This window comes from Leisingera sp. M658, from assembly GCF_025144145.1.
In the GTDB taxonomy this organism is placed as follows: Bacteria; Pseudomonadota; Alphaproteobacteria; order Rhodobacterales; family Rhodobacteraceae; genus Leisingera.
On the sequence record NZ_CP083546.1, the window covers coordinates 2,277,089 to 2,288,947 of the forward strand.

The window sequence follows — 11,859 nt, forward strand, 5'->3', positions numbered from 1 at the left end:
CACATCAGCCGTCGCCGTTCTGGTCCTGCGGCATCAGGAAATGGCCGGTGGCCTGGGCGAACAGCTTGTCCTTGTGATCCTGCCAGGCCTCAACATGCACCGAAGCATAGCGCCGCCCGGAGCGGTTCACGCGGGCGCGGGCATAGGCGTCGCGCGGCAGGCCCGAGCGCAGGTAGTCGACGGTAAAGTCGATGGTCTTAGGCTGGCGCGGCAGGTTGCCTTTGGCCATCTCAGCCGGGTCCAGATCACCGGATTCGATGCGCTGCCAGAGGTGCGACCAGTTAAGAGTGATCATCGCGGTGATTTCCAGGAAGGCCGCGGTCACCCCGCCGTGGATCGCAGGCAGGAAGGGATTGCCGATCAGCTTGTCGTCGAAATTCAGCTGCGCTGTCAGCTCATCCCCGCGGCGCTCAAAAGTCACGTTCAGGAAGCGGATGTAGGGCACCGAATCCACCAGCGCCGACAGGGCTGCATCGCGGCGCTGCTTGACCACCTGGATCGGTTCAGGACGGGGGCGGCTCAAAACTTCTTCTCCACGGTAAAGGCGCCCGCGGCTGTGGCGACGGGACGGTCCGTGTCTTCGTCCATTGCCACGGCGCGGACAAAGGCGACGCTGCGGGTGATCTGGTGGCAGGTGGCGCGGGTGGTGATCATCTGTCCCGGGGTGGCCGGGCGCATGTAGTCGATGCGCAAGTCAATCGTGGCGGTGCCGCCGGGGGCCGAAGGGTGGCTCATCACTGCGGCGCCGCAGCAGGTGTCCATCAGCGCCGACACCGCGCCGCCGTGAATGACGCCGGTTGCTGGATCGCCGATCAGCTTTTCATCATAGGCCATGCGGATTTCGGCAGTACCGTCGCCGATCTCAGTCAGCTTCATGCCCAATTGCTGGGCATGGGGGATCGCTTCGATGAACTGGCGCGCGAGGTCGGTCTTGTCGGCCATGGGGCTGTCCCTTTGGTTTGTCTGGTCCATCTTTGGCCCCGCCCCGGCGAAAGCGCAAGAGTGCCGCCGCGGAGGTTGCACTGTCCGCTGCAAGTGCATAGGTTCCCGGCAAGGGAGAAGACGGATGACCGACAACAGATTGTCATTCAAAGAAATGTGCGCCGAGTTCGAGGTTACGCCTCGGACGCTGCGCTACTATGAATACATCGAATTGCTGCAGCCGGACCGCGAAGGCCGGTCGCGTTTCTATGGCGCGCGGGAGCGGGCACGGATGAAGCTGATCCTGCGCGGGCGCAAGTTCGGCTTTCAGCTGGAAGAGATCCGCCAGTGGCTCATGATCTATGAAAAAGAGAGCAATGACGCCCAGAACCATGCGTTCATGGATATGGCAGACCGTCAGCTGGCGGAGCTGGAAAAGCAGCGTGAACAGATCAATGAGGCCATTGAAGAGCTGAGCGAGCTGCGCGAAAGCACCCGGGCGCTGCTGAAGTAAGCCGAACACCTGTTTTTGGAATTTGAACCCCGCCCCCCGTGGCGGGGTTTTCCTTTTTCAGATCTGGCAACCGGATTCGCCGGTTTCCAGGTCAGATGCGGTGTCAAAACCCGCCAGCACCCCTTCCGCCAGACTGCAACGTTACGTCATTTTATGTGCGTTTTACGAACTGGTAACAGCTCGCAAAGTGACGCAACGTACAACTTACGTAAACGTAAAGTCAGTCTTGATCGAAAAGCCGGATGCGCCCAGCTTGGTCCTGCACCAAGCCGTAAGAGTAACGATGATGACTGAAACAACCATGACCATCCGGGAGATGTGCGAGGCATATGATGTAACCCCCCGCACGCTCCGGTTCTACGAGGCCAAGGAACTGCTGTTCCCGATCCGCGACGGCCAGAAGCGGCTGTTCACCAAACGCGACCGCGCCCGGCTGAAGCTGATCCTGCGCGGCAAGCGGTTCGGGTTCAGCCTGGAAGAAATCCGCCAGCTGCTGGATCTGTACCATGCCGGTGACCAGCAGGTGACCCAGCTCACCAAGACCTATGAGGTCGGCCGCGAGCGGCTTGCCGATATGGAGCGCCAGCGCGAAGAGCTGACCGAAGCGATTGAGGACCTGAAAGACCAGCTGGCCTGGGGCGAAAAGATGATCGCCTCGATGCGGGCCAAGCAGGAGGCGGCTGAATAGGCCGCCGCCCCGCCCTATACCGCCGGCCTGCCCGGCACCGATCCTAAGCAACAAGACCCCTGAAGAGGACCGCAATGCCTTCTTATACAGCCCCCGCAAAAGACGCCCAGTTTATCCTGCATGACGTATTGAAGGTGTCCGGCAGCGGCATCCCCGGATACAGCGAACTGGAGCCGGATTTTACCGGCGCTGTGCTGGAAGAAGCCGGCAAGATCGCCAGCGCAGTGCTCCACCCGCTGAACGTGGTGGGCGACACTGAGGGCTGCCGGCTGGAAAACGGCGTCGTCTATACGCCCAAGGGCTTCAAAGACGCCTTTGAACAGGTCAAGGAAGGCGGTTGGACCGGGCTGGACATGCCGGAGGAGTTCGGCGGCCAGAACATGCCCTATGTGATGGGCACCGCAGTGGGGGAGTTTTTCTCTTCCGCAAATCAGGCATTCACCATGTATCAGGGCCTGACCCATGGCGCCGCTTCGGCTATTCTGGTGCATGGCACGGACGAACAGAAGGCCACCTATCTGCCCAATATGGTCAGCTGCCAGTGGACCGGCACCATGAACCTGACCGAACCGCATTGCGGCACCGATCTGGGCCTGATGCGCAGCAAGGCGGAACCGCAGGGCGACGGCAGTTTCAAGATCTCGGGGCAGAAGATCTTCATCTCCTCCGGCGATCACGACATGGCGGAAAACGTGGTCCATCTGGTGCTGGCCAAGATCCCCGGCGGCCCCGAGGGCATCAAGGGCGTCAGCCTGTTCATCGTGCCCAAGTTCCTGGTGAAAGAAGACGGCTCGCTGGGGGAGCGTAACGGAGTCTCGGTCGGCAAGATCGAAGAAAAGATGGGCATTCACGGCAATTCGACCTGTGTGATGGATTATGACGGCGCCACCGGCTGGCTTCTGGGCGAAGAGCATAAGGGCATGCGCGCCATGTTCACCATGATGAACGAGGCCCGTCTGGGGGTCGGCATGCAGGGTCTGGCGCAGGCCGAGGCCGCCTATCAGAACGCCGTAGACTACGCCAAGGACCGGCTGCAGGGCCGCGATGTGACCGGCGCCAAGAACCCGGACGGCCCGGCGGACCCGCTGATCGTGCACCCGGATATCCGCCGCTCGCTGATGGATCAGAAAAGCTTTGCCGAGGGCGCGCGCGCGTTCCTGCTGTGGGGTGCCACCCTGATCGACCAGGCGCACCGTGCGGACGACAAGGACGCAGACGGGCTGATCTCGCTGATGACGCCGGTGATCAAGGGCTTCCTGACCGATCAGGGCTATGACATGACCGTGCAGGCGCAGCAGATTTACGGCGGCCACGGCTACATCGAAGAATCAGGCATGTCGCAATACACCCGCGATGCCCGTATCGCGATGATCTACGAGGGTGCCAACGGCGTGCAGGCGCTGGACCTGGTGGGCCGCAAACTGGGCCAGCACGGCGGCAAATACGTCTTGGCGTTCTTTGATCTGGTAAAGACCTTCTGCCAGGAAAACAAAGATGTTTCAGAGGCTTTCACCAAGGACTTCATCAAACCCCTGCAAGCGGCATCCAAAGACCTGCAGGCGGCAGGCATGTATTTCATGCAAAACGGCATGAAGGATCCCAACCACGCGCTGGCGGGTTCTTACGACTTTATGCATCTGTTCGGACAGGTCTGCCTGGGCCTGATGTGGGCAAAGATGGGCAAGGCCGCGCAGGAAGCGCTTGACGCGGGGTCCTCTGACGCGGCGTTCTATGAGACGAAACTCGCAACCGGCCGGTACTATATGGCACGGCGGCTGCCCGCGACCAAACTGCACCTGGCCCGCATCGAAAGCGGTGCAGAAACAGTGATGGCGCTGAACGCAGACGCTTTCTGATGCCTTCCGGGCGCCCCTTCCGGGGCGTCTCCCCGGCTGGTGCTTTGACATGCAAAGGACCACATGATGCCAAAACGTTTCCGCCTGACCCGCCGCTTTCCGGTTGCAATGACCGAGGACGGCTATCGCAAGCTAAAGAAGTTTGCCCAGGAGGCGGGGCTGGATGAAGGCGAAGCGCTGTCATTCCTGTTCGAGAATTTCGACAGCGTGACGGACTTTGAAAACCTGAGCCACCGGCTGCGGCTGTTCAACGCCGAGCTGGAGGCGCGCAAAAGATAAGGCCCGCAAAGCGGCCAAAGGGAGAAAGATGACCGAGACGCGCTCCGCATGGATGACGGATGAGCATCAGATGCTCGCCGGAATGACGGCCCAGTTCATCACCAATGAATGGGCGCCCAAGTTCGAGACCTGGCGCAAGCAGGGCATGATGGACCGGGAGACCTGGAACCAGGCCGGGGACCTCGGCCTGCTCTGCCCCTCAATCCCCGAAGAATACGGCGGCGCCGGCGGCGATTTCGGCCATGAGGCGGTGATCCTGATGGAAGGCAGCCGCGCCAATCTGGCCAGCTGGGGCCAGGGCATCCATTCCGGCATCGTCGGCCACTATATCCTGGCCTATGGCACCGAAGAGCAGAAACAGCGCTGGCTGCCCAGGATGGTCAGCGGCGAACTGGTCGGCGCGCTGGCGATGACCGAACCCTCGACCGGATCAGATGTGCAGGCGATCAAGACCAAGGCGGTACGGGACGGAAATGCCTACCGGCTGTCGGGGCAGAAGACCTTTATCACCAACGGGCAGCACGCCAACCTGATCCTGGTCGCCGCCAAAACCGATCCCACAGCAGGTGCCAAGGGTGTTTCGCTGGTGGCGGTGGAAACCGACGGCGCAGCGGGCTTCAGCCGCGGCCGCAACCTCGACAAGATCGGCTGCCACGCGGCGGATACGTCCGAACTGTTCTTCAGCGATGTGGAGATCCCGCCGGAGAACATTCTGGGCGGTGCCGAGGGCCAGGGCTTTTATCAGATGATGAAGCAACTGCCGCAGGAACGGTTGATCATTGCCTGCGGCGCAGTGGGCGCCATGGAAGGTGCCGTGGACCGCACCATCGCTTATTGCAAGGAGCGCGAAGCCTTTGGCGGTCCGATCCTGCAGTTTCAGAACACCCGCTTCAAACTGGCGGAATGCCTGACCAAAGCCAAAGTGGCGCGCGCTTTTCTGGATGACTGCATTGCCGAGCATCTGGCGGGCAAGCTGACGGTTGAGAAGGCTGCGATGGCGAAATACTGGATCACCGATACCCAGGGCGAAGTGCTGGACGAATGCCTGCAGCTGCATGGCGGCTACGGCTATATGCAGGAATATGCGGTGGGTGAGATGTGGGCAGACGCCCGGGTGCAGCGGATTTATGGCGGCACCAATGAGATCATGAAGGAACTGATTTCAAGGGCGCTGTAGGCGCAGGGGCCGCGGCGGAGCGGCGGGTGGCTGATGATAGGACTTGAGTATTTGGGGAAAGATGAAGGCGAAAGAGTGCCCCTGCCCCCAAGGACAGCGCCAAATGGGCAGGGACGTCTTCAGCTTTCACGGCCATCGGCTCTCCAGCCTGTACCGCAGGTCCAAGATAGCAAACAGGAGGATGCGGCGGGTTAATGCTGCATCATCTTTCCAAAAATACTCCACGGGGGTGCGGGGGTGTGAAACCCCCGCTCCGCCAGCAGACACAGGGAACAGCAGATGACAATAAAACTGCATTGCTTCGGCGAAAGCGGTCATTCCTATAAGGCGGCACTGGCGCTGGAGCTGTCGGGCCTTGCCTGGGAACCGGTCTTTGTCGATTTCTTTAGCGGCGCGCACCGCACCGACGATTACCGCGGCCTGAACGTGATGGCCGAGGCGCCGGTTCTGGTGGACGGCGATGTGACGCTGAGCCAGTCCGGCGTGATCCAGCAGTATATCACCGACAAGACCGGCAAATTCGGCGGCGCGCCAGAAGACAAATACGAAGTGCTGCGCTGGATCCTGTGGGACAATCACAAAATGTCCAGCCAGGCAGGCATGACCCGCTTCCTGATCAACTTCCTGCCGGAAAAACACCGGCCGCCGGAAGTGATCGCTTTCATGCAGGGCCGCCTGAAAGCCGCATACGCCACATTGGAACACCATTTGAAGGGGCGCGAGTGGATTGCGGGAGAGGACCTTAGCAATGCCGACATCAGCTGCTGCAGTTACCTGTATTATCCCGAACCCTTCGGCTTTGACCGGACCGAGTGGCCCAATATCGACGCCTGGCTGACCCGCATCAGCGCGGTTCCAGGCTGGAAACACCCCTATGATTTGATGCCCGGCAACCCGTCGGACCGGGCGTGAGGAGAGCAAAATGACTGATGCATATATCTATGACGCCCTGCGGACCCCGCGCGGCAAGGGCCGCAAAGACGGCTCCTTGCATGAGGTGACCTCGGTCCGCCTGTCGGCCCTGACGCTGAACGCGATCAAGGAGCGCAACAACCTGGAAGGCCACGTGGTCGAGGACGTGATCTGGGGCAATGTCACCCAGGTAATGGAACAGGGCGGCTGCCTGGCGCGCTCGGCTGTTCTCGCCTCGGACTTGGACGAGCGTATTCCCGGCCTGGCGATCAACCGCTTCTGCGCCTCCGGCATGGAAGCCGTGAACCTGGCCGCCAACCAGGTGAAGGGCGGCGCGGGCGATGCCTATATCGCAGGGGGTGTTGAAATGATGGGCCGCGTGGCCATGGGCAGCGACGGCGCAGCAATTGCCGTGGACCCGAGCCTGGCGATGGACACCTATTTTGTGCCGCAGGGCATTTCCGCGGATATCATCGCAACTGAGTATGGCTTTACCCGTGATCAGGCCGATGCACTGGCGATGGAGAGCCAGCGCCGGGCCAAAGCCGCGTGGGACGATAACCGCTTTGCCAAATCGGTGATCACGGTGCGCGACCAGAACGGGCTGGCGATCCTGGATCACGACGAATACATGCGCCCCGGTACCGACATGCAGGCGCTGGGATCACTGAACCCGGCGTTCCAGATGATGGGCGAGCAGATGCCCGGTTTCGACAAAGTGGCGATGATGAAATACCCGCATCTGGAGCGGATCAACCATATCCACCATGCGGGCAACTCATCCGGTATTGTGGACGGCGCCGCGGCCTTGCTGATCGGCAACAAGGAATTCGGTGAGAAGCACGGGCTGAAACCGCGGGCCCGGATCAAGGCGACCGCCAAGATCGGCACTGACCCCACCATCATGCTGACCGGCCCGGTGCCGGTGACCGAGAAGATCCTGGCCGACAACGGCATGAAGATCAGCGATCTGGATCTGTTTGAGGTGAACGAAGCCTTTGCCTCCGTCGTGATGCGCTTCCAGCAGGCGTTTGATGTGGATCCGGAACTGGTCAACGTCAACGGCGGCTCCATCGCCATGGGCCACCCGCTGGGTGCGACCGGCGCGATCATCATCGGCACCCTGCTGGATGAGCTGGAGCGGCAGGACAAGGAAACCGGCCTCGCCACCCTGTGCATCGCATCGGGCATGGGTGCTGCCACCATCATCGAGCGCGTCTGATGCCGAAGCTGGACCTTTCCCAACTGCCCTGGCGCACCGGATCGGGCTATCCCGGTAAGCTGGCGGCCTCGACTGAAGGCCGCAGCGTGCAGCCCTTGGGCGACCCCGGCGGCCTCACCCAATACGGGGTCAACATCGTGCGGCTGGAGCCGGGCGCGGCCTCGTCATTGCGCCATTATCACATGCAGCAGGACGAGTTCCTGATGGTGACCGAGGGCACCTGCACCCTGATCGATGATCAGGGCGCGCATGAGATGCAGCCCGGCGACTGCGCCGCCTTCCCTGCAGGGGACGAGAACGGCCACCATCTGGTGAACCGTTCCGATAAACCCGCGGCGTTTCTGGTGGTGGGCACCCGCACCCCGACAGAGACCGGCTATTACAGCGATTTGGACATGATGGTGAAATTCGCAGGCGGCGAGTTCACATTCACCCGCAAGGACGGCAGCCCCCTGACGGCTGACCAGACCGGAGAAGACACATGAGCGATTTCAAATACAACGTGGACGCAGACGGCGTCGCAATCATTACCTGGGACGCGACCGGCAAGTCCATGAACGTCCTCACCCGCGAGGCCTTTGGCCTGGTGGAGGAATACGTGGACCGCGCCTTGGAAGACGAGGGTGTCAAGGGGATCGTGATCACCAGCGGCAAGAAGGATTTTGCCGGCGGCATGGATCTGAACGTGCTGGCGACCATCCGCGAAGAGTCTGGCGAAAACCCGGCGCAGGGGCTGTTCGATTTCACCATGGGCGGCCATCGGATCCTGCGCAAACTCGAACTTGCCGGCATGGACCCCAAGACCAAGAAGGGCGGCAAGCCGGTGGCCTGCGCCATCAACGGCACCTGTGCCGGCATCGGCACCGAAATTGCGCTGGCCTGCCACCACCGGGTGATGACCAGCAATCCCAAGGCCAAGATCGGCCTGCCGGAAATCATGATCGGCATCTTCCCCGGCGGCGGTGGCACCACGCGGTACTCCCGCATGGTGGGTGCCATGGCGGCAGCGCCTGTGCTGCTGGAAGGCAAGATGCTGGACCCGAAGAAGGCCAAGGGCGCGCAGCTGATCGACGCGGTTGCAGATGATGCGCTGGCCGCAGCCAGGGACTGGGTGCTGAATGCCAAACCTGCCGATCTGGTCAAACCCTGGGATGCCAAGGGTTACAAGATGCCCGGCGGCGCGCCGTATCACCCCGCTGGTTTCATGACCTTTGTTGGCGCCTCGGCGATGATCAACGGCAAGACCCAGGGCGCCTTCCCGGCGGCCCAGGCACTGCTGTCGTCGATCTATGAGGGCGCGCTGGTTGACTTCGACACCGCGCTGAAGATCGAAGCGCGCTGGTTCACCCATGTGCTGATGAACCCGTCGTCCTCGGCGATGATCCGCAGCCTGTTTCTGAACAAGCAGGCACTGGAAAAAGGTGCCGTGCGGCCCAAGGATGTACCGGATCAGTCGGTGAAAAAAATCGGCGTTCTGGGTGCTGGCATGATGGGCGCAGGCATCGCGCTGGTCTCGGCCCAGGCCGGCATGGAAGTGGTTCTGATCGACCGCGACCAGGAGGCTGCCGACAAGGGCAAGGCCTACTCCGCCGCCTATATGGACAAGGGCATCAAACGCGGCAAAGCGACCGAGGAAAAGAAAGAGGCGCTGCTGGCGCAGATCACCGCCACCCCGGATCTGGACGCGCTGAAAGGCTGCGACCTGATCATCGAAGCGGTGTTTGAGGATCCAGGCGTCAAGGCCGAGATGACCCAAAAGGTCGAAGCGATTATCCCCGAAGACTGCATCTTTGCCTCCAACACCTCGACCCTGCCGATCAGCGAGCTGGCCAAGGCATCGAGCCGGGCGGATCAGTTCATCGGCATCCACTTCTTCTCGCCGGTTGAGAAGATGTTCCTGGTGGAGATCATCAAGGGCAAGGAGACCGGCGACCGCGCGGTGGCCAAGGCGCTGGACTACGTGCGCCAGATCCGCAAGACGCCGATTGTGGTCAATGACGCGCGGTTCTTCTACGCCAACCGCTGCATCATCCCTTACATCAACGAAGGGGTGCGGATGATCGCCGAGGGTGTCAGCCCGGTGCTGATCGACAACGCTGCGCGCCAGCTGGGCTTTCCGGTGGGGCCGATCCAGCTGACCGATGAGACCTCAATTGATCTGGGCGCCAAGATTGCCCGCGCCACCAAAGCAGCGATGGGCGACGCCTATCCCGAAAGCCCGTCGGATGATCTGATTTTCTGGATGGAAGAACAGGGCCGCCTGGGCCGCAAGGCCAATGCCGGCTTCTTCGACTACGACGACAAGGGCAAACGGGTTGAGTACTGGAAAGGCCTGCAGGAGAAATACCCGCAGGCGCCCGAACAGCCCGAGCTGATCGAAGTGCAGGAACGGCTGATGTTTGCCCAGGTGCTGGAAGCGGTGCGCGCACTGGAGGAAGGTGTGCTGATGGACATCCGCGAAGGCGACGTGGGCGCGGTTCTGGCCTGGGGCTTTGCCCCTTGGTCCGGCGGCCCCCTCAGCTGGCTGGACATCATTGGCACGCCTTATGCAGCTGAACGCTGTGATCAGCTGACCGCGCAGTACGGCGAACGCTTTGCCTGCCCGGATCTGCTGCGCGACATGGCGAACAAGGGCCAAAGCTTCTATGGCCGTTTCGACCCGGAGAAATCCGCCGCCGCCTGACGGCAACGGAAAACACAAAACGGCCAGGGCATTCCCTGGCCGTTTTCATTGCTCCGAATGGAGTGCCGTCCGCTCAGTTCAGCGGTTGCTGATGCTGGGCTGCAGCCGGGGCTGCACCAGGCGCGTCCCAGCATTCTTCCCCGGCTATCATCGACAAGACCAGGCCGCGCGCCTCATCCGGCGGCAGCACACGGTAAGTGCCTTCTTCGGTAAAGATACGCCCGCACATCAAGTTGACCGGGGCGGCTGTGAAACCCAGCATTCCGGCTTCCAGGTAAATCACCTGATCCTGGGCAAACCGCGGCGTGACCAGCTCCAGCTGCGCGCCGGGATGCATCCGGCGGATACCCCGGTAGCCCTCCAGCGCGGCGGCGGGCACGACGGCAAAGGGGTCGCCCTGAACATCCTCCACCAGATCGCTCTCCAGCAGCACGCCCTGATCCGGCATCAGCCACAGCGGCACCCGGTTCATCAGCGCATCACGCGGCACCAGCAGCGGGCAGCGGGCCGGATCCAGATCGCCGTCGCCCGGAAGGATGGTTTCGCGCTGCAGTTCCACAACTGTTTGCATGCCATGATCAAATGTCAGCACCTTGTCGCCCGGCGTCAGCGCTTCAACCGGGCGCCAGCCCAGGTTCGAGGCCACGTGGGTGCCAGCCAGAAACCCGCCCTGCCCGACGAAAACCAGTGGAAAACCGCTGTTCAATGCCTGTCCCAGCGGGATTTGCGAACGTTTCAGAAGCCAATCCAGCATCCGGTTTCCTTTCCTGCGGCCCAGGCATTCCCAGGCTGGCCTCAACTCTCACGCCTTGGCAAATCCCCGTTGGCCGATCCGCCCCGGGGCCGCAAAAGCGCCTTTCCCGGTCACCTGGATAGAGGGGAATCATTAAAAGAGTATTCAAATTGCGCGATATCCTGCGCGCAGGCTTTTGCCACGGCCCCGGCTGCACGATCATCGTAATAGGCCCGCCAGTCCCGCTGCCGGCCGCTGTCGTTGACCCGCGGCAGGTCCAAGGAAAACCCGAGATGGCTGAACAGAGGCTGGGCGTCGTCGTGAAAATGCTCCAGCCGGATGTAAAGCCGGCACTGCTCTGCCCCGTCCGCGTGGCGCATGTATGAGGCCGCCGGGCTGCCGCGGAACGCGCTGATGATCTCCGGGTGCTGCACAAAGCCGCGGAACTCCAGATCTTGTGCCAGACGGATTGCCGGGTGGCTGAAGCTCTGCCCGCGCAGCCAATGGTAATAGCTCACCGCCCGGTCCCACGGGTTGCGCACCAGGGTAAAGGCAAACAGCGACCGCAGTGCCGGATCCGGCACCAGCCCTTCGATGTCAGCCAGCGTCGAGTGTTTCCACAGCCGCCCGCGTGTCTGCGCGTCCTTCAGACGGCGGCGGCGTTTCAGCGCTTTTGGGGTGTCCCCCAGCATCATGTCATTGGCCATGGCGCGCGCCTCCAACGCCAGGGCCAGCGCTGTTCCGCCGGTCTTGGGGATATGGATAAAGACGTATTTACGGCCCGGAGACAGGATCATGAGCCGACCCTAGGCCATTGATCCGCTGTTGGAAATGCTGATGTGCACGGGTCTGCAGACCGCCCTGCCCCGGTGAA

General features: G+C 61.9%; 13 protein-coding genes. 9 read left to right on the forward strand and 4 right to left on the reverse strand.

Translation table 11 applies throughout. The features are described 5' to 3' along the window. Window positions 1–4 precede the first annotated feature (4 nt). Window positions 5–523, reverse strand: coding sequence for a PaaI family thioesterase (locus K3724_RS11365; protein WP_259984844.1), 519 nt, complete (start codon window positions 521–523; stop codon window positions 5–7). Then, window positions 520–942, reverse strand: a complete 423-nt coding sequence (locus K3724_RS11370; RefSeq protein ID WP_259984846.1) for a PaaI family thioesterase — start codon at window positions 940–942, stop codon at window positions 520–522. The genes K3724_RS11365 and K3724_RS11370 overlap by 4 nt, the downstream gene beginning before the upstream one ends. A gap of 124 nt (window positions 943–1,066) precedes the next feature. On the opposite strand from K3724_RS11370, the gene K3724_RS11375 reads away from it, so the two are divergent. From K3724_RS11375 to K3724_RS11415, 9 genes are all read left to right on the forward strand, one after another. Then, window positions 1,067–1,435 carry a MerR family DNA-binding transcriptional regulator gene (locus K3724_RS11375; protein WP_259984848.1) on the forward strand — a complete coding sequence of 123 codons (369 nt, stop codon included), beginning with the start codon at window positions 1,067–1,069 and terminating at the stop codon, window positions 1,433–1,435. Between the two features lie 286 nt (window positions 1,436–1,721). Continuing rightward, window positions 1,722–2,123: a MerR family DNA-binding transcriptional regulator gene (locus K3724_RS11380; protein ID WP_259992627.1), complete on the forward strand. Its 402-nt coding sequence runs from the start codon at window positions 1,722–1,724 to the stop codon at window positions 2,121–2,123. Between the two features lie 74 nt (window positions 2,124–2,197). Next, window positions 2,198–3,979: an acyl-CoA dehydrogenase C-terminal domain-containing protein gene (locus tag K3724_RS11385; RefSeq protein WP_259984849.1), complete on the forward strand. Its 1,782-nt coding sequence runs from the start codon at window positions 2,198–2,200 to the stop codon at window positions 3,977–3,979. A gap of 66 nt (window positions 3,980–4,045) precedes the next feature. Then, window positions 4,046–4,258: a hypothetical protein gene (locus K3724_RS11390; RefSeq protein WP_134829705.1), complete on the forward strand. Its 213-nt coding sequence runs from the start codon at window positions 4,046–4,048 to the stop codon at window positions 4,256–4,258. Window positions 4,259–4,286: 28 nt separating this feature from the next. Next, the gene (locus tag K3724_RS11395) at window positions 4,287–5,435 is read left to right on the forward strand and encodes an acyl-CoA dehydrogenase family protein (protein ID WP_259984851.1); all 1,149 of its coding nucleotides are present in this window, start codon (window positions 4,287–4,289) and stop codon (window positions 5,433–5,435) included. Between the two features lie 279 nt (window positions 5,436–5,714). Further along, window positions 5,715–6,347, forward strand: coding sequence for a glutathione S-transferase family protein (locus tag K3724_RS11400; protein ID WP_259984853.1), 633 nt, complete (start codon window positions 5,715–5,717; stop codon window positions 6,345–6,347). Window positions 6,348–6,357: 10 nt separating this feature from the next. Next, on the forward strand, window positions 6,358–7,569 hold the full coding sequence (locus K3724_RS11405; RefSeq protein ID WP_259984855.1) for an acetyl-CoA C-acetyltransferase: 1,212 nt from the start codon (window positions 6,358–6,360) through the stop codon (window positions 7,567–7,569). After that, on the forward strand, window positions 7,569–8,054 hold the full coding sequence (locus tag K3724_RS11410) for a cupin domain-containing protein (RefSeq protein WP_259984857.1): 486 nt from the start codon (window positions 7,569–7,571) through the stop codon (window positions 8,052–8,054). The genes K3724_RS11405 and K3724_RS11410 overlap by 1 nt, the downstream gene beginning before the upstream one ends. After that, window positions 8,051–10,252 carry a 3-hydroxyacyl-CoA dehydrogenase NAD-binding domain-containing protein gene (locus K3724_RS11415; RefSeq protein ID WP_259984859.1) on the forward strand — a complete coding sequence of 734 codons (2,202 nt, stop codon included), beginning with the start codon at window positions 8,051–8,053 and terminating at the stop codon, window positions 10,250–10,252. Before K3724_RS11410 ends, K3724_RS11415 begins: the two co-directional genes overlap by 4 nt. Before the next feature lie 73 nt (window positions 10,253–10,325). Here K3724_RS11415 and K3724_RS11420 read toward each other — a convergent pair whose 3' ends face one another. Together K3724_RS11420 and K3724_RS11425 are read right to left on the reverse strand one after the other, a co-directional pair. Then, window positions 10,326–11,006 carry a Hint domain-containing protein gene (locus K3724_RS11420; protein ID WP_259984861.1) on the reverse strand — a complete coding sequence of 227 codons (681 nt, stop codon included), beginning with the start codon at window positions 11,004–11,006 and terminating at the stop codon, window positions 10,326–10,328. 110 nt (window positions 11,007–11,116) lie between these two features. Continuing rightward, window positions 11,117–11,782 carry a sulfotransferase family protein gene (locus K3724_RS11425; protein WP_259984863.1) on the reverse strand — a complete coding sequence of 222 codons (666 nt, stop codon included), beginning with the start codon at window positions 11,780–11,782 and terminating at the stop codon, window positions 11,117–11,119. Window positions 11,783–11,859 lie beyond the last annotated feature (77 nt).